This is a genomic window from Cysteiniphilum sp. JM-1, assembly GCF_008711525.1.
Classification (GTDB): domain Bacteria; phylum Pseudomonadota; class Gammaproteobacteria; order Francisellales; family Francisellaceae; genus Caedibacter.
In genome coordinates this window covers 117992-137940 of sequence record NZ_VXKS01000005.1, presented here as the reverse complement: position 1 = coordinate 137940, position 19949 = coordinate 117992, and the positions used below count along the sequence as shown (strand labels likewise).

The following is a 19949-nucleotide window of genomic DNA, read 5'->3' as shown; positions in this document are numbered from 1 at the left end:
ATTGATTCTCAAGGCTATAAATCACCAGCTGTATTTAGTTTTTCAGGGATAAGATTTGTGAAATTCTATTCACACTCACATAAAAAGTTTGGAGAGTTAGGTGCGCAATATGATGACGCGCTTTGCATCAATCCTTTTAATGAATAAAATGTATCAGTAATCTTTAGTCATCTTTATTTTGTTTAAATCCTCATCAGTTTTCCATACCATAATCATCAGGTCAAGCGCTACTGAGCGTTGATGAACATAAGCAATGATTGTTTAATACAGGATGAGGTAATCGTTATATGTTGCAGGAAAGTACACTACAAAAAATCATACAATTTTCATATCGCTATAAGAAAATTCTACAAACGCGTATTACGGCGCTAAACGCCCTGAATATAGAAAGTTGTTTGATGTTTTTTGCTGATAGTGATGGCAAATTGTTAATGCTAGGAATGCAAGAACAGTTTATTAAAGATATGATAAGTGCTAAACCGGCACTTTTACCTGAGTTATTTAAGCTCTCAAAAATTGAGTTTAGTAATGAGTCATCAACATTAGCGCATTTATTGAGCTTGAAGCAGCAATATATCTCTAATGTAAACAATGCTTTTTCTTATGTCGAACCCTATAACAATGGCATTTTGATTTCGATTTTCTTTAGTACAGATATGAGCAATAGCCAACTCATGAGTGGCATTGATGAAATCAATACTTTTATTGATTGTGTGAAAAAAGAGTTAACAACAACTGCGTGTAGCTACCTTGAGAAGATTGAGTCCAATAGTGATCTTGCAGCATATGTGGAAAGCTATTTCTCACAAGAGCAAGTAAAGCTGTTTCCCAAGGAATATATATCTAGCGAAGGTGTACGCATGTCACCAAAAGAAGCAGAATGTTTGACACTTTATATGCATGGCGCCAGTTATCAGGAAATAGCAGATCGATTGTTTATTTCCAAACACACGGTGAGTAATCATCTGAAGATGATCAAGAGTAAGTTTAATATCAGCACGCCATTACAGCTGGTATATCTATTTAAACTTATCTCAGGTATTTATTCATCAAGCAATAAACTCATTTATGTTTAATCAAAGCAAGGTTTATAAGATATGAGTGAAGCGATAAAAAGTATATTGCACAACCCTATTTGCCTTTTGATTTTAGGCTTAGGTGGTTTTTGGTTGCTTGTGCAGGCAATTCAAAAAATTTACAAAAAATTTATTCAAAATTCGGTTAAGTTAAAGAAGCTCTGGCTTAGCCTAAAAAGTGTGTTTACCTCAAATAGTGGCATTAAAAGTTTTAAACTATTTAAGCAGGATTTGCCATTTGCATTAAGAAGAAAAATGAAGCTTTGCCAGTATTATTTGCATATTAATTTGGCAGAGAAAGGCAGTGTGGTAAAGCACACACAGTTTGAGCATTTTCGTCGTCAATTTTATTTGAAATATAAACCAGATGGTTTGGATAATTATTTTATTGACAATAAGTCATTTATCTATGAAATCGGGCAAGCGCGTCTTGATGAAGATGATAAATTAGAAGTTCTTTTATTAAAGCGCCTATGGAAGAAGATCTTTCGTGGGCAGATTCCTACGATTATTATTAGTCTTGATGTTGATAAGCTTTTGCAGCAAAGCAGTGATGATTTGCAGAATCTAGCGCAACTTATCCGCGCAAAAATTGATGTCATGCAAAAGATTAAAAAACGTCGTCTACCGGTTTGTATACAGTTATCACACACCAAGATGACTGAAGAATCTAGCGCTCTATCGATGGAGCTTCAAAATATATGTATGTATCAGCCAAATGAAGGTGGGCAGCTATTGGAGGTGTTTGCCGATAAACTGATGGCATTAAAAAGTCGATTGATTAATGTTGAAGATAGCCACATCTTTATGAATCAGCTATTGATACTGGATGGGATTAGGCAATCTTTGGGGGTAATGCATGTTATTGTTGATACATTACACTATGAAAATCAAGTGACATTAACACCAAAAATTCAGGCATTATTTCTAGCGCAAGCAGCGCAAAGCACACCAAATATCTTGACCTTAACGTATAAAAAGATACGACAGCCTATTTCACTATTTCGATTATCAGCAAGTACATTAAGTGCTGGGCTCATTGGCTTTATGATATTTTACGCTTTCAAATTACAAAGCAGACAAGTGGCTTTTGATCATACGGCAAATACGGTTGCGAATTTAGTGCAAAATAAGCAAATTTCATTAAATGATTTTGCTGACAAGATGCAAAAAATCACACTGGATTATCAACAAGATATTGCCAGTACACCTATTGCTGATATTTATCCGCAATTTATTTTAATGCATGGAATCAAACAGAAAATTGCTAATAGCATATATCAAAGCAATATAAAGCCATTGATTGAGCAATCAACAAGCGATGTTCAATTAGCTGCATTGCTATTGATTACACATGCAACCAAGCAGAATGAGCGTGATTTTATTCTGCATTATGCCAATGTTTTTTCAAGTTTAAGTCAGCTACCAGAAAAAACGATTCGCTTGTATATTAAATATAATGATAGAGTTCCTACAGATGAATTTACAGGACAATCAATCGATGCGATTCCGTTGGATGATAGTGACAGTTATCAATCTGTTATGGTGGCAATCAATATTATGTTGCAGGATAGTGCGATTAAAATATCGGATATCAAACATTTTTATCGGACGATTTATGATCGTTTTGCATCTAAAATTATACTTAAATCAGCGCTGTATCAATTTCTACCTGCGATGCAGTCACATTTGTCACACAATGAACTAAAATTTTTGCAGCAATTTATTGATAGATTGGGTTCACAGGAGCAAGAGCAAGCACAAAATGCGACTTACCTAAACTTGATTAAACTATTAGCCAATGAGCCTGATTTTGCAGTGGCTAAGGCGCGAGATTTTTCAGATTTGTTAAATGCGATAAGCACAACTATTGTAGAAGGGCAAAGTAGCAACTTGCCTAAGGCATATGGCAGTGATCAATTTAGTTATGGCAATTGGCAGCAAATGATTGTGCGTGCAAAAATTAATACGCTTATTGACGAGTATACACATCACTCAGGTAATTTGTTTTTGTCTCAACATACAGATCCTAACCAAGGATCAACATTATTGTCAGCAAATAATCAGGTCGCTTCAAGTTTCACGGGTAATTATATACAAAATGTGGTTATTCCAGATATTGAAGCCTACAAGCATCTAGTGGCTAAATTAAGCCAAGAGCATATTGATACCACACAGTTGCAGAAAGTCTTTAATCAATCGATTGATCAGTATACGCAGCGCTATATTCAAGCCTATAACCAATTGATCACTCACTTTGACTACAATATAACGAGTGTTGCTGCATTAAAAGTTGCGTTATATAACATGAAGCAGCCGAGTTCGCCATTGTTGGCATTAATTACACAAATCAATAGCAATACAAACTTTGATAAAAGTATGCTGAAATATGACTTTATAAAGCAAATTAGTCAAAGCTTTGCAAGCTATCATCAGCTGCAAAATTTCGATAGCTTATTATTGGGGATAAGCACCAGCAACCAAAATAGTAACGCAGGATTAAGTGGATATATCAATATTATTTCAACACTGCGTAATCAACTGTTATATCAAGACCCAGATAGTTATTTAGCCAATAGTGACGGCATGTCTGCCTTGGCAAATCAAGCATTGGCGATTTATTTAGATTCATCAAGCTCTTATATGCGTTTGACAAACAATGAGCTTGATAAAATCCACATGCCTATAGCGCAGCGTAAGCCATTTGTTCAGATATTTTCAGTGGTATATATGTTAGGAATGCAGCAAGTAGCTAATTATTTTGAGACAGTTTGGAATGAGAAATTGGCGAATATGGTTAATACGATTGAAAACAGCTTTCCAATGCGTTTAACGGCGTCACAAACCATGTCACCTAAAGTGTTAACTAGTCTATTGTCACCAAAAGATGGGCAATTTTGGGATTTGTTTAAGCAAAAATTCGCACAAGTGTTTGTGAATAAAAATGGCATCTGGCAGATGAGAAAAGTGCCTTATGCAGGCGCCTTGAATTTGGCGAGTATTCTTCAAGATGTGCAGCAGATGCAATATATCAGCAATGCACTTTGGAGTAGTGACGGCAAGCCAAAGCCGCTACAAATTATGCTTCAAGCAGAGCCATTTTACCAAAAGAAATTAGCGACCAACTATATCAAGATGACGTATCTTTCATTAAATAATAATTCTGTTGTTGGCATAGATGCAAAACCGCTACAACAAGCCATTGAATATGATTGGTGGAAACCTGCGGAGGTGAGTATTGGTGTGGTATTGAACGACTCGACGAATCAAACGATCAGCAATAATGGTAACTGGGCATTGTACCAATTGGTGAATCAATCGGTTACGGGGAATAATGGCCTGATGACTTGGTATATTCCAGTGAATGGACATAAAGTACCAGTAGCATTTAGCGCGCAAAATATGATTTTCCCATTATCATAAGGTAAGACAGATTATGGCGTGTGTGTTATCAAATAAAACCTTACATAATCTGCAGCAGCATGCAACAAAATTTAGTTTAAGCTATTTGCTAGAGCAGCTGTTTATGCTCGGTTTTGATATTAAAAATATTGAATTTGAAAGTGTTGAAAGTAGCGCTTTTCATACACACACGATTGCTTACTTATATTATGTTGATGATAAAATAATCATTGGTGTGAACTTAGGATGGCTTGCAGCGCAGTCCAAGCTCAAAGATATTGGTTTTTCAGAGGACTTTTTGCAAAGTAAAACATTTGCGCAATATGCTAACCAATGGTTGAAACATATATTGATGTTATTGCATTTGGACTTAATGGTGGAGTCAAAGGATGCGTTTAACGCAATTACTGAAAATAATACTTTGGCATTAAACTCCTATGCTGAGCTTCATTACCAAGTAGCAAGCCTTTTCCCTGAGTATTATTTTGATCTTAAGGTTAATCATGCGAATTCTTTAGTAAGACCAAAACAGATGATTTTAGGACAAGCCATATTGTCTGACCAACATGGGCAGATAGGTCATGTGATTTTTGAAGCAAAAAACAAAATTCAAATCACTTTAAATATTGAAGAAGGTTTAAGTGAGTATGAGATCGTGCGTATTACCCAGCTTTTGCAGGCAAAATGGTGCGCGCACTATGGTAGTTTTTGGCATGGCTATCTTTTGCAATTACATATGAGATTATTGACAAATCAAGAGAGCACCTATTTATCAAGTAGGTTGACGACTACGACAAAACTAAATGCAAGACAGCAGTTGCTCTTTGAGCAAGAACTATAAATCCGGAGATAATAACAAATGAGAAAGATACTACATAAAAGTAAATTATTGATTGTTGCATTTGCTGTGTTGTCATTAGGTGGTTGTGCAATGTTTAGCACTTCACCGACGCTAACACTTAAAATGCATCTAGATAACAATAGTAATAATAGTCAAATTTTGACCGTTTTAGCAGCGCCGATGTCCGAGCAAAGCTTTATCAATACAGATTATGAGAAAGCGTTAAGCTTGGTGGGCAAATCAAGCTCACATACCGTAACGCTCACACCGGATAACTTTGCTGATGGTGATTATGTGTATAAGGTGCCAGCAAATGAACATCAAGGCATGGGTATTTTTGTGTTCTATACCAATGTGGCGAGCAATACGCAGTGGAAACAATATATTCCTGAAGCCTATGGCAAGAAGTATGAAGTGACAATAGGTAAAGATAGTCTATCGAATTTTAGCGCTTAGGAGGCAAAGAAGATGCAACAGGATTTTTTGATTTGGAAAGATATTAGTCAGTTGATTTTGAAATCAGAGTCATATGGCAAGGAGATTGATAATCTGGCGAATGTTGATATTGAAGAAACGATTGAGACAAGAGCCTTTTTTCGTAATGCATTACATCAAATAGCGCAAAAAGTAGAGCGTCTACACAATGCAAAGATTGCTAAATATACAAGTTTTGGCATAGCGGTGTGGTTAGATGAGATACTTGCTGGGATCTATGAGTATGCAGCACACCCTTGGCCTAGCTTGCAAAAGGAGCTTTTTGAGACGACTGAAGGTGGGGTTAAGTTTTACGAGTATGTCGATGATGTATTAGCAAACCCATTTTATCCTAAGTTTATCTATGAGTTGTATTACTGCATGCTAACAGGTGGGTTTAAAGGCAAATATCCCGCGGAATCAGAGCGTTATGCAATTGCTAATTATATTAATAAGCTTAAGGAAATGTTGCAGTTTGAGCATGAGAAGCCACTATTAGAAAGTAATGATTTATCAATACCTTTGGTAACAAAAAGCAGATATTTACGCGTGGCTAATAAAGTCAAGCAATGCTTTAAACAGCACTTAGGCTTAATCTTAGGTGGATGTGTTGCTTTAACATATTTGTTATGCGGTGTTTTAGTCTATTTCTAATCTAAGGAGTCTCTATGCAAGATGTATTAGCACAGAAATTTATCCAGCTTCAGTCTGTATTGGAAAGCGATGTCAAAGATCTTAAAAGAGATGTTTTGCAGTATATCTATAATGCACGTCTTAGGTCGTTTAATACAAGAATTCCCTATTTACAAAGTGCTATTCCATATAAGCTGTTTACTGAGATTAAGCTCAAGCCGTCACAGGTAAATGCTGTGGATTTATTATTGAGTGATCGCATTGAAGCATTAACCAAAGATGGTCAAAAATGCACATTGCATCCGATGTTTAATACACAAATCTTGCCTTGTGAAATCACAAATCGCAGAAGTGATGGTGATAAGATATATTTGAGTCTAAATAACTTGTCTGGCTTTTTTTATCTTGATCAAAACCATATTGATATTTGGTGTTTTGATGAGAATGAAATCCTTTCTAGCAATTACTTTGATGTACTTAAAGAAGCTGAATTCTCGCTAGAATTTACACTGCAAGGTGAGAAAAGAACAAAAAGAGCAGTTGTTGAGAAGCTTCATTATGCCTATATGCATCCACATGAGTATTTAAAAGATCAGTTAAGAGATAGACGGTTTTATCAAGGGTTACGCTTGCAGTTTAATAATGACTTTTATGAAGAGGAAATTAAATCAATAGAGCTTGTCATCGATTTTAAAGGGAAAATGATCGATGTTGAAGAAGGTATATCACTGATTAAGGTTAATCACCTGCCATTGATAAACTATCATATTGATTATGCATTACCCATTCGGGTCGATGGCTCCAAAGATAGCTATCCGATTATTTTAAACCATGAAAAAAATGATTTGTTGTTGCGAGAGCTTGAAGTTAGTTTGATTCAAGAGGCCAAAACTACACGTATATACCCACAAAGTAGCTGTGGTTATGGTGAGCCAAGTTATACTTTAGTGCCAGCTGAGAAATCAATGCATCAAAGATATACGCACATACAGTTTCATAATATCCCATTTGAGCCTGGGATGCAGGCTCAAATAAAGGCTGCATGGCACAGTGGTTATCGCCAGCTAGGCAGACTAGAAAGCTTTAGTATTCCTTCTAAACCGATTGAGTCATTAAAGCTGGCTCCAATCATGAACTTGGAGGCCTCTGCTTCTGTTGTCTTAGACTTTTATGCAATGCAACTGATTCAAAAATTAAGTTACAAGAGAAATATTTTGCATAAAGATTTACTCGACTTAGTCACTGAAATTTTACCACTGCAATATCAACAAGAAAAATTGACACACTTGATAGCATATTTACGAGATGTTGAAGATCAAATTGTGCATATGAATAATGCTAAAGAGATTAGTTTTTGTAAGGATACTGCGCTCAATCGCTATTTAAATACGATGTTTAAGATATTAGTGCAGTTTAAAAATCAGCTGTAAAGAAAGAGGCTATTTTGGCTATACTCAGTCAGATATATTCTTATTAAAATATGACCTACTAGTAAATAAAATAAAGTCACTTTGAAATCGCAGACATATGATTAAATTTATGATCACTCATGATGAGAACTCAATGCTAAAGCAGGAAATAATATGAGTAATGAGCTAACAATTTTAATAAGAATACGTCCTACTTTTTATCAACAGGCTGTTAATGCAGGTCGGTATTATTTAAATGCTGCCTGTTCTTATGCAAGTAGTTATTTTAAACCTTGTGATGAAGATCAAAGAGATCAAACGCTTTCAAATAGTTTGAGCAAAAACTATAAAGGGTTAAAAAACTTTATTACCTTAGATCTTCATCCTAAAAACTTTGAGTTTTATGAGGAGCAATATTTTAGGGGGTGGTTGAACTATTATTACTATCGCAAAAAACTGGATCCGTATACACGTATTAGAATACTTGTGCTAGGGCATGGCGCACCAGATAAAAGTAAAATGCATTCGGATGTTGGTGGAGCAATGGATTGCCAACTAGTTGCTAATTGTATTTACCATTGCTATAAAACATTTAGAAATAAAGCTGTTCAAGAAACAGTGATTGAGGTGGTTTCATGCTCGGCAGCATCGGGGCAGTCAGACTCTATTCATGAAAAAATTTGTAAAATGTTGCAATCTAAAAAAGATTTTTATGGCTCGGTTAGATCTAGCTTGTTTGTATATACTTTAGATGATCAGGCCAACCATGGTGCGGTGGTTTCATTAAGTGATGATGATGGAGTGACAGTTACACAATATACACTTTACTGCCCAATCTTACAAACAACCTCAATTCAAGGCGCTCAATGCAACCACGCTTATATGGAAAGGGACAATCATAGCTATAAAAGTTTTGGTGCACAGCAGAATGGCTTGGCTCACTGGAGAGAGATTAACACCGTTTTTAGCATACTTAAATCAGTATATACATCAGTATATAATCTTGAATTAACTGAGGATACAAAAGATGAGGTGAAATATATTTATGATGTGTTTATTGAAATAGTTAAAGCGTTTGAGCTTTTATTCGAGCAAAGACCGTCACATATGCTAAATGAAGCTTCAGCTAGCAGAAAGCTTGCTTATGCAAGTCATTTAATTGAGCAAGGAATAAGTAAAAAACAAATATCATTAAATCTGGAAGTATTAAAAGAATCTAATTTATTAATTTATATGTTGATGTCAAGGTTGCTTTTAAAAGATAAAAAATACCATCAAAGGATATCTAAATATCATGAGTACGACACTGATTTTAAAGATGTATTAATCAGTGTTTTAGAGAATATTTCGGCATCATCAAAATTATTAGGGCAGCACAGGATTTATGATATTTGTCGAAGACACTACTTAAGCGTCAAAAGCCAGATGGTTTAATGCTTTATAGAGGCATTTGATTGAGTGTTTTTTACAGATTGTAGGAAGTTTGGTATGTGGTTGCGGTAAAAAAAGGTTCACAGAAACTAATTATTATTTCGCAAGTTATGTACTTATTATACTAATGCGCCTGGTGCATTTGATTTTGGATTTGTTAAAAAATTATGGGAGTCGTTTTATGGAATGTTATAGTTGTGGATATATATCGGAAACAAAATATACATGCTCAGTTTGCGGTAAGCATCTATGGCGAGTACCTGAAGAAAGTAGTAGCTCAAGGGTGAGTGGTGGGCGAGAGTTTTTTATTCCTGATGAGGGCTATTCACAAAGACCACTATATCATCAGGATCAAAGGCAGCGCTCTCGCCCACCTACAGCTGTTGGACGAGAGTTTTTTAATCCCCATGAAGAACATTCAAAAATACCAGTATCTTTATATCATCAGCATCTAATGGAGCGCTCTCGCTCACCTGCAGCTAGTCGCTATCATAGTGGTTATGCTGCTAGAAGTGAGCATTCTTATGAGCAACACCATAGAGTAGTCCATAGGCGTGCACAAACGCCCAGTTTAAGGTGCTTTCGTGAAGATTCAGCAGCGGATAAAATTAAAAGTGGTATGCGTGCAACTGAAAATTTGGCTACTGCTGCTAAAATGGTACAGACCACAGGGAATGCTGTTCGTGGTGGATATAATGCAAGGTATCAAGGTGACCAAGTTCCTAGCCATTCCAAGGGGTGGGGGGAGTTAAATGCTGGGACTTTTGCTTTAGGAAGTGTTGGGTTAGTGCGTACTATGGGTAATGCTGTGGCTACAATAGTAGATGATGAGGCTTCAACAAAAAGTCGCTGTGTAGCAGCATCACAGGCGGCTTTAGGAGCTGCAGAAAATACCCTAACAATTATCGCACGCTCTACTACTTCTGCAGCTTCTCATGCAACAACATTAGCTGGTGGAGTAGTTGGTGCTGTTGGCGGTGTGGTGTCTGCTGCTGATGATGTTTCAAAAATCATAAGTTACTGTGAAAAGATCGATGATACTTATATAGCGCTTTATATGGTTAATAAGTACTTTGAAAGGTTTTTACGCTATGGAGTAAGAGGAGCGGTTGATGAAGGTCAGTTGATATCTATCGCCTCATTAAAAGGCATGCTTTCTTGGTTGTTGGTTAAGTATGAAAATGCTTGCGATCGCCGCAAGGTCTCATTAGCGAATAATAGTGTTCAGGCTTGCCTTGGTGTCATCTCTACAATCGCTTTTGCGGCAGGATCTGCTGCAACCGTTGGTGCACTTATGGTAGTTGGTGCTGCTTTTGGTCTCTGCTATCTTGGTTATGCTGGGTATCAGAAATATTCGCATTACCAAAGTAATAGAGAGCGCTTTGCTGAGTATAGGGAAATGGTGCAGTATGCATTTGAAAGAAATGATATTACTGAAAGGCAATATCGTGAAGAAATGCAGTTAATGAGTCTTGCCAAAACACATTCATCAGAACAGCACCATTATTTTGGTAGAACATTTGGAGATTATATGAGAACTAAGATAGCGGCATTCACTTTAGAAACGCATAGTAGATGGCATAATAAGATAGATCGATTTGATGGCTATAATGGGAGGATGATTTTATATATGTATAAGAAAATTTCACAACTCATCGGCTTTGATCCTCAGAGACATGCTAATTATTATCTTTTAATTAAACATAAATTTAATGGACATGTGGTAAGAGATTATGAAATCAATAGTGCTTTTGATCATGATGTAATTAATTTATCATTAAAAATTGATAAGTAATTATTCAATAAAAAGCTGATTTCCCTAAAACTCTTAAGGGATATTAAGGCATGATCCATTGCATTTATTATAATTTAATCTGCCGTAGAGGCAAAAGCTATACGTGTAGGGAGACCTCGAGTTTTATAAATTATAGCATTAGGCCAATATGGCTATGTTTCCGCTGAGATTGGTGAGTTAATATTGATCACATGAAGATCACTAGTTGGTGATTTTATAGTAAGTGTTAAATAAATTGGAGAAACAAATGGCAGTAGTTGATGAAATTCCTAAATCACGTATCACCCTTAAATACCCTGTAGAAATCAATGGCAAAAAGGTAAAAAAAGAATTGCCGTTTAGGATGTTAGTTATGGGGGACTTTTCGTTGGGGAAATCAAAAGATCGTCAAATAGATTTTGATGCCAGAGAGGTGCGTCAACTTGACGGCAAAAATTTAGACAAAACAATTAAAGATATGGGGATCACATTAAATCTTAATGTCGAAAACAAAGTGGATCCTTCCAATGAAGGCTCTATTGATGTCAATATCCCCATCGAAAATATAAAGTCATTTAACCCTACGAGTGTTGCTCAATCAGTACCAAAGATTAAAGCACTGAATTTAATGAAAACATTACTGATTGAGTTACAAGCAATGTCAGATAATAACAAGGCGTTTCGTCGTAAACTTAACGATATTTTAAAGGCACATGAAAGTGCTAACGAACTTAAGTCAAATCTAAATGCACTTGAAAATTACACCTTACCAAAAGCAGAGGTTGCGAATGTGATTGAAGGTGAAATTGATAGCACTGCTAAGGAGTAAATAATGACAGCAGAAAATACACAAACTTTAAGTGCAATTGAAGCTTTACTCAGTTCCGCAAGTTTAAATGCAACAGCCGTTGCACAAACCCCAATGGTTGCTAATGCGTTTTCAAATGTGGAGGAAAACTGCAGTGAGGAAAATCGCCTGCTTGCAAGTCTGGCAGCACTCATGGCAAATGCCGAGGTAGAGGACTTTAGTGCGGGCTTTAATAAATCAATTGCACAGCGAATTATTGATCGCATTGATAATGCCATCAATGATCAAGTTAATGAAATCATGCATCAGCCAGAGTTCAAACATATTGAATCTCAATTCATCTCATTAGCAGACTTAGTGAAAGATACCAACTTTCAGGCCAATATTAGAATTGATTTTTTAGATGCATCTAAAGATGAACTTGCTGAGGACTTTGAATGTAATAGTGTTGATATCGCAGGATCGTCATTATTCAAAAAAGTTTATATTGCGGAGTATGATCAATATGGCGGTGAGCCATATGGTTCAATTATTGGGCTGTATGAATTTGATCGCTCAAATGAGGACTTGGATTGGTTATCAACTATGGGCAAAATATCAGTTGCCTCACATGCACCATTCGTATCAGCAGTTAAGCCGCAGTTTTTTGGCTGTGACTCTGTTGAAGAGTTGTCGCAGATCAAAGATCTTGAGGGGTTAATGAATCACCCTAAATTTGGTAATTGGAATAAATTTAGAAAAACAGAGCAGGCAACTTATGTTGGCTTGACGCTGCCACGCTATGTTTTAAGACTGCCTTATGATCCAGAAATTAATCCAGCCAATAAAGGTTTAAAAGGATTTAAAGAGGAGATTAATCCACTGAATGATCATGATTATTTATGGGGATCAAGTGCCATATTGTTTGCTAAGAATTTAACCAAATCGTTTGAACGCTCTGGTTGGTGCCAGCATATCCGTGGTCCAAAAGCGGGAGGCATGGTTGAGAATCTTGCGACGCATACTTTTGATATTCGTGGAAAGGAGGAGGCAAAGCCACCGGTGGAGTTTGTGATTCCTGATTATCGTGAGTTTGAGTTTGCTAAGTGTGGTTTTATTCCTTTGGTATACAACAAGGGAACAACAGAAGCTTGTTTTTTTAGTGCGCAGTCAGCGAAATATGTTGAGACCTTTGAAGATCCCAAAGACTCTGAAAACGCGCAGATGATTTCAAACCTGTCATACACTTATTCAATTACACGTATTGCGCATTATGTTAAGTCTGTGATGCGTGACAATATTGGTTCAACTGCAGATGCAAACTATATTTCAACAGAACTAAACCGTTGGATTTTTGACTATGTAACGACAGTAATTGATCCAGATGACATCACGTTACAGCGCTTTCCATTCAAGTCGGCAGCGGTCACGGTTAATGCTATTGAGGGAAGGATTGGTTGGTATAACTGTAGTATTTCAGTTTTGCCTCATCTGCAGTTTGAAGGAATGGATGTTACCTTGAAGTTAGACTCTCGTCTTTAATATCTATAAAAGTAAGCAATATATTCTGTCATAAGACAGAGCATCACGGAGCTTTCCGTGGAGATCAATAAAACTCAAATAGGAGAAAAAAATGTCTGGAATAGTACATCAAACAAAAGAATATCGTCATGGTTTTGGACAATCAACATCATATACTCATCCAGGGAATTGGAATGGGTTGCCTGATGGAGTGAGCATGTTAAAAGAGCCGACAAAGTCATGCTTTCGACGCCATGGGGTTTTAACAGGTTTAAGCATTGCAGGTGAAACTTATGATCCAAGTCTAGAGGTTTACTTGCCAGCGAAGGGCAATGAGGCGCAAAAAGCTTGGCCAATGACTTATATGACGTGGGATGGTCAAACTGCATCTCCTATCCATATAGGATTTATAATTGACTTAGCTTCTCATAAAAAAATTGTATCAAGCGCTCAAAATATGAGTAAGGTGGAGGCGAAAATTAAATTTAACTGTTACTGTGCTGATGGTTCGGTATCTGAAGATGATCCTTGGTTTACTGAGTTTAGTTCAGATGATACGGAGTTAGTGGTCGAAATACCTGTAAATGACGGTGAATTAGCTTTTGGACCAGTTGATGGAGTTACAATTGAAAAAGAGGGTAACGTAACTAACGTTGAGTGGCGGATGTCTGTGTTACCGCCTAAGGGCTCATCTGGTAAAGTTATGAGAGCCACAGATAAAGAGGCAAAATTAAGCTTAGCTTGGACAAGGGGCTAGTAAGATAAACACACCAGTATTTAATTTATCAAAATCATTTAGTGCAAAAAAGTGAGTCTAGTATGCATCAAGTCAATTGGAAAAATGGTCAATTACTTTTGCCTCAGCATTTTAATATGATGGGTGATCATCATGTTGCGCTTATTGTTCAACGCTCGAAATTACAAGGTGAAGCTTTTTATGGTTTTGCTGATTTAGTGATTGATCGTGACTTGTGCGCAATGGGTGTTATCCGCTTTAAAGTGCTTAAAGCAATTGATGTTTGTGGTCAATATTATGAATTGCATAATAATCTCAGTATTGAAGAATGCTTGCTAGATGAGCTATTAAAGACGTCAAATAAAGAGGTTTATTTACATGTTTTCTCTGCAAAACCTAAAGAGATATCGGTCGTCGATCATCAAATTGAGATTAAAAGCTACAAGGCAGTTTTGTCTAGCGCTCCCACTATGGATGGAAGTGTTAGTAGCTTTCCTTTTTGTAAGATTTCAATGCTGCCATCTGGTAAATGTGAGCTTAATGCCTTAGCAAAAACGCCTATTTTAAGTTTTTATAACAGTCTATTTTGGGAAAGCTACAAAGATCAGATTAAAAGCATTGTTTTGTCGATCGAGGCGCGAATTAAAAATGACTTACTAAATCATATTTCAGCCAGTAAATATGTGATGGCGCAGACAGTTTTGATGCATAGTTATCGTATTGATAATTGCATGATGACCATGGAGCAAGGTGGTCGGTCATCACCTGATTATTTGTTTCAACATTTATATGATTTTTATCTTTGTTTTTGCAATTACATCGATGATGAGCCTATTACTGAGCTGACATATCAGCATAACACATGCTGTAAGTGTTTGAATGATCTGGTTGAACACTTAGGTTTTATCGCCAAATATGAAGTGAAAGAAGCATCATTGTTAGCTTTTAATAAAGGTATGCGCTATATAGAGCTCAAAGAAATTCCAGAGATTATTTTAGGTTCAAATCGAGTTTACTTACTCATTCAAGAGTTAACTAAAGATTTTAATATTGATGATATCAAAGTTGCCAGTAGTGAACGCTTACCTGTAGTGCATCAAAAAGCATTGCCTGGTTTGCAATTAACCCATGAAAAAGAGACATTATTTTCGCATATTTTTGATGCGAATACCCAAATCTATAAAGTGGAGGCAGGTCGAGAGTGGGACAATGTGATTCATTATGGCAATATGGCCATGACAACAACCCCTCAGCTTGAAAATGCCAAGATCTTTTTATACTCACCGGACTATAAGGTCGAAAGGAGCGCGCTATGAGTGAATGTATTGATTTTGCTGAGCTATTAGCCAGTGAGGATGTATTATCACAAGTTGATTTATCTGAGATCGTTGACTGGAGCCAAAAGGGCGATTATATAAAATGTATGGAGATGTCGATGTCAAAGTTAGCCGAAGGTTACTTTGATATTCGTTTGGTATGTTATTACCTTTTTGGACTTTGCCATCAAAACTTCAATGAACATGCGATATACGCTTTTGATAGTTTGCATTTTATCTTGCAAGATCGTTATGAAATACTGCAACCATATAAGTTTAAACCTCGCCAAATTGAAAGTGCTTTGGGGTGGTTTGTTAGTGGGGTGATGGATAATTTAACTTATCAAGAAAGCCAGAAATCGCGTTTAAGTATTGCAGAAGATGTTGTCAATGCTTTTGACTTGCTTGTGGTTTGTATCATGCAATTAGCCCCCAGTTTGCAAGACAGCTACAAGAAGTTACAACATTTTCTGCAACAACGATTAGCTAAAGCTGTTGTAGAGTCTCAGCTGAAGGATAGTGATGAGCATGAGTCTGCAACAGAAGTGGATTTAGATGCCAATGAAAGAAAAACTCAAGTCGCATCAGTCTCATTAAAAGAGGCATCACAAAAATGGTTTAATTTGCTAGCGAAGCTTGAGACGTTTGATTTATTAAAGGCCAAAGGTCAGATGACTGCTGCCGCTGCCTTATATCATCATATATATAAAGAGCTATCACAGTTTAATCCGTTACAGTATTTCCCAAGTATTTTTATTGGGTTTTATCAGCAAAGTTTTGATCCTAAGTTTCAAACATTGGTTAATTATATGAATGATAATCTTAATTCGTTGCAATGGAGTATTCTTGAGAATATTATTCATTCGGACCATAGGTTATTGTTAGATCAAACGTTTGATAATAATGGCAGTGCTGTTGATAAGGAGATCTTTAATGGACTTATTGCCAATACGCCAATGCCAAGTTTACAAAAATCAATGCATGAGCGCTATGACTATGAGAGGGATCAATCACCACAACAACCGTTCCAAGAACGTGAGAGTCATTACAACAACGAGTTTATACGTCAAGATTAAAGGTGATTATGGTGGAAAATGAGTTAGCATCTTCTGAAAAATCAATATGTCCCAATGCACAAAATTGCCAAGGAAGCTGTCATAACCAACAGGTTGAGACATTATCAAATAATTGGCAATATGCTTTGATGGGGGCGTATGCGGCGACTGATTATCAGCCCCCTACTCAAGATACTCCCGCGTTTGATTCAAATGAATCATGTGGGGAAAATGCTAACGATTATGACAATATGCTCAAGCAGTCGTTGTTGGATCAAAGTAGCACATATCAGTCAAGCGTTGATCAAGTTGCCAATATGGATGCTATAAAGCAAGGTGTAAGTGATCAGCGATCACAGTTATATGCGTTAAAGGCAAACGCTACTTTCACTCAGCCTGAGAGACCTGAGTTAAGTAGTGCAGGATCACCTGCTCAAATACAGATGATGATAGCAAATAGTCATCTAGATGCTCTTAAGAATTACAAAGGTGCTATTGAGAATTGTCCAGATGATATGCTCTCTGAGCAATTAAATGCACAAAGCAATATGGGTTTAAACCAACAGGCACTTACTCAGCAATATGATAATGCATTACAACAAAGTATTACAGGGCATGCGCAAGCATCTCGTTTCCCGCAGGCAAATCAATTTATGTTGTTGCAACAAAGCTATACCTCAGCAGTCAGTAGCTTGATGCCCTTTGCGCGTAGTCACTCGGCGTTAAATGCAAATATTGGTGATTTTCAACAACGTATGAATGATACCTCTAGCGAATTGATGCAGCTGTATGCGATGCATAGTAGTGCTCAGTCAAATCAAGCCGATGTAAATGCTCAAATGACAAAGGTGCAAACGAGCATAGCCAATACACAAGCAAGCTTTAATCAAATCAATGCGACCTGTCAAAACAATGATTTATACCAACAGTCATTGCAAACGGAAGCAGGTATCTATCGTGCGCATATTGAAGCCACTCAAGTGAATTATCAGCTTTCGCAGATCAAGCAAGACTCATCCACTACAAACGCCATAGCAAATGATGATGATTTGCAGCAGCGAATAAGCTATATATCAACGCAAACGCAACACATAAGTCGTCAATATTGGGCGGCGCAGTCAGCAGATGCTTCAACACAATATCAACCGCTAGCAACGCTAAATAACCAATTACAGCAACATCAATTATCAGAAGATAGTATCAATCAACAGATGATAAAAGCATTAAATAATGCGCAAAATGCAGCTGATATCATTAATAGTGCCAAAGGTTGCAAAGACTTTGCCAATCGATCAGGAAAATATGCGCAAGCTTTAGATCACTTAAATACTTCTTTAACACAATTAAATCAACATGCTGCTACCATAAGTAATGGCTATCAGCAAACATTAAATGATCAGTTGACTCAGGCAAATGAGCAAATGAATGGTTTGCAAAATGCGCATGCGCAGCAGCTTGCCGCATTGAGTGGTTGCATTAATGACAATAAATCAATGTCGCAAGCACAAGATCATTATGCGCAGTCATTAGGTCACTTTAATCAATTGCAAAGTCAAATGAAGTCACAAGCAATAACCGCTCTTAATGACTCGCCACAAAATGGAGAGAAAAGATTAGCGCAAATACAAGCATTACAAGATAAAGCAATGGCAGCATATGCAAAGGCTCAAGCTGACTATGCCAAGCTTAAGGCGGCATATTTAGAAAAACTTGCTGAGATTCAAGCTGCTGCACAGAAAATGCAAAGTATGTTAAATAGTAAGCTAAATGCAACCAATGCGATGACACAAAAGCTATCTAATCAAGTGTCGCAAACTTTCTGTAATGTCAACCCAATGGTTTCATTAAGTCAATCAGCGTCTATTAATGAAATAGCAACGTTACAACCAAGCACATTAAAGAAACTCAATCAGCTCAACACAGAGTTAATAAAAGCACAGCAGAGTATGAGTGGGCTCACAAGCCAAAGTAGTTCGGCACAGTTGACACAAAATCTGGCAGTGATTAATCAATCACAGGCACAAGTAGCTGCGGTACTTAACGATATGCAGCAGCAAGTTAATAAGCAGATTGCAGCGACAAAGCCTAAGCTATGCCCTCTATTATCAACAGGTGTTGATGTGATGCAGTCCAAGGCAGATAATATCAAACAAAGCCTCATGCAAGCACGCATGAATTTTCCAAGTTGCCCACATGCAACAGATCAAATAAATGATGCCTATCAGCAAGTTAATCAATTACATTCAAACTTTCAACAGGCTCTAAACCCATCACAAGATCAAGTCGCATTACCACAAAACCTACTTCAGCTACGTGATAATGCACTGAATATGCAAGCAAATGGCAATAATTTACTAGTTAATGGTCAGACTGCTATGAATACAAGTGTTACACTTGGTCAATCGGTAAGTTTAAATACACAGGCAATGGCAAATTTTCCTGCAATGCCAAATGAAGGAAGCCTATTAGCATCAATGCAATTGCCACCCTTGCCAGATCTAAATAGTTTATTACCAAATAATGTCGTTATTCCACAAGTAACGGATATGCTTAATCAGCTAACTGCAGCATTAGGCTGTGTGATGAGTGCATTTGCAACACCTAGTGGTAGCGGTGAGAAAATGGTTGCAGTATCATCAGGTGCTGAGATTCGTTGTATGATGGGGGCGGCTCCCTTGCCATTAACAGTGCTTCCTTTTGGTGTGAATCTATCTCCTGGGAAGCCGGCAACTTTACCGATCAATATGATTCCTTTTTTGAATGTAAAACCGTTTTCACCATGCACAAATCCAGCAAATCCATTGGTGATTGCCTCTTTGGGAGCCCCATCAGCTTGTATGCCATTGACGTTACCATGGTTTCCTTTGGCAACGATGACGCAAGGATTAAGCATGCCTTTAGTACGTCAAAATAGTCAATTGCACTGTGCCTTTACTGCAATGAGTGGCATGGTTACCGTGGTAAACCCAGGGCAAGATGCCATTGAAGTGGCTTAAGGTGAAAAAATGGCAACATTAAATACGGCTGATATTACCCTTGCTGCGAATGTGCCAAGCATTACATTGACAACCCAACTTAAGAATAGTGAGGATCAATATCAATACTGCCTTGATGCAAAAGCTAAACTATCTAATGAATCAGTACCAGAAGGCACGATTCAGAAAAAAAGCAAACAAATCACGCTAACTGCCGATGAAACGCTTACAGCTCAAGTAAAAAACACAACTTTAAAGCTAAGTAGTGATGAAGCATTTATTGAAATCGGTAGTGCGAAATTCGATATTAAAGATGGTGAGATTTCAATCTGTGTGGGGAGTTCTAAATTAACGATTTCAGACAGTTCGATCACAATCAAGGCAGAAAATATTGAGCAGGATGGGCAAAGTATTAGCATGAAAGGTAATTCAATTAGTGGTAAAGCGCCACAGGTTAATCTAGGTCCATAAAGCCACTTTGGCTATGTTCTTTTCTCTCAAAAAGGATATGTTGAGTAT

At 37.0% G+C, this 19949-nt stretch carries 15 protein-coding genes; all 15 read left to right on the top strand.

Annotated elements, in window-relative coordinates; all coding sequences use genetic code 11:
* Positions 1 to 287: 287 nt before the first annotated feature.
* The 15 genes from F3D68_RS03695 (at position 288) to F3D68_RS03625 (ending at position 19901) form a co-directional block, all read left to right on the top strand.
* A complete protein-coding gene (locus F3D68_RS03695; RefSeq protein WP_151193118.1) occupies positions 288 to 1076 on the top strand; it encodes a LuxR C-terminal-related transcriptional regulator in 789 nt (262 codons plus the stop codon).
* 21 nt (positions 1077 to 1097) lie between these two features.
* Positions 1098 to 4499 (top strand): hypothetical protein, encoded by a 3402-nt coding sequence (locus tag F3D68_RS03690; RefSeq protein ID WP_151193117.1) that lies wholly within the window; start codon positions 1098 to 1100, stop codon positions 4497 to 4499.
* A gap of 13 nt (positions 4500 to 4512) precedes the next feature.
* Positions 4513 to 5319: a hypothetical protein gene (locus F3D68_RS03685; RefSeq protein ID WP_151193116.1), complete on the top strand. Its 807-nt coding sequence runs from the start codon at positions 4513 to 4515 to the stop codon at positions 5317 to 5319.
* Between the two features lie 18 nt (positions 5320 to 5337).
* Complete coding sequence (locus F3D68_RS03680) at positions 5338 to 5775, top strand: hypothetical protein (protein ID WP_117002236.1); 438 nt, start codon at positions 5338 to 5340, stop codon at positions 5773 to 5775.
* A gap of 12 nt (positions 5776 to 5787) precedes the next feature.
* Positions 5788 to 6447, top strand: a complete 660-nt coding sequence (locus tag F3D68_RS03675) for a DotU family type IV/VI secretion system protein (protein ID WP_151193115.1) — start codon at positions 5788 to 5790, stop codon at positions 6445 to 6447.
* Between the two features lie 14 nt (positions 6448 to 6461).
* On the top strand, positions 6462 to 7856 hold the full coding sequence (gene iglH, locus F3D68_RS03670; protein ID WP_151193114.1) for a type VI secretion system baseplate subunit TssF/IglH: 1395 nt from the start codon (positions 6462 to 6464) through the stop codon (positions 7854 to 7856).
* A gap of 153 nt (positions 7857 to 8009) precedes the next feature.
* Positions 8010 to 9269, top strand: coding sequence for a hypothetical protein (locus F3D68_RS03665; protein ID WP_151193113.1), 1260 nt, complete (start codon positions 8010 to 8012; stop codon positions 9267 to 9269).
* 178 nt (positions 9270 to 9447) lie between these two features.
* Positions 9448 to 11061, top strand: coding sequence for a hypothetical protein (locus F3D68_RS03660; protein ID WP_151193112.1), 1614 nt, complete (start codon positions 9448 to 9450; stop codon positions 11059 to 11061).
* Between the two features lie 247 nt (positions 11062 to 11308).
* Entirely contained in the window at positions 11309 to 11869 is a 561-nt protein-coding gene (tssB, locus tag F3D68_RS03655; protein WP_117002230.1) for a type VI secretion system contractile sheath small subunit, read from the top strand.
* Positions 11870 to 11872: 3 nt separating this feature from the next.
* Complete coding sequence (tssC, locus tag F3D68_RS03650) at positions 11873 to 13369, top strand: type VI secretion system contractile sheath large subunit (protein ID WP_151193111.1); 1497 nt, start codon at positions 11873 to 11875, stop codon at positions 13367 to 13369.
* A gap of 91 nt (positions 13370 to 13460) precedes the next feature.
* Positions 13461 to 14105 (top strand): hypothetical protein, encoded by a 645-nt coding sequence (locus tag F3D68_RS03645; protein WP_151193110.1) that lies wholly within the window; start codon positions 13461 to 13463, stop codon positions 14103 to 14105.
* A 62-nt stretch (positions 14106 to 14167) separates the two neighbouring features.
* Entirely contained in the window at positions 14168 to 15400 is a 1233-nt protein-coding gene (gene tssK, locus F3D68_RS03640; protein ID WP_151193109.1) for a type VI secretion system baseplate subunit TssK, read from the top strand.
* Positions 15397 to 16476, top strand: coding sequence for a type VI secretion system protein IglI family protein (locus F3D68_RS03635; protein WP_151193108.1), 1080 nt, complete (start codon positions 15397 to 15399; stop codon positions 16474 to 16476). The genes tssK and F3D68_RS03635 overlap by 4 nt, the downstream gene beginning before the upstream one ends.
* An 11-nt stretch (positions 16477 to 16487) precedes the next feature.
* Positions 16488 to 19451 carry a PAAR-like protein gene (locus F3D68_RS03630; protein WP_151193107.1) on the top strand — a complete coding sequence of 988 codons (2964 nt, stop codon included), beginning with the start codon at positions 16488 to 16490 and terminating at the stop codon, positions 19449 to 19451.
* 9 nt (positions 19452 to 19460) lie between these two features.
* The gene (locus tag F3D68_RS03625) at positions 19461 to 19901 is read left to right on the top strand and encodes a hypothetical protein (protein WP_151193106.1); all 441 of its coding nucleotides are present in this window, start codon (positions 19461 to 19463) and stop codon (positions 19899 to 19901) included.
* Positions 19902 to 19949: the final 48 nt, after the last annotated feature.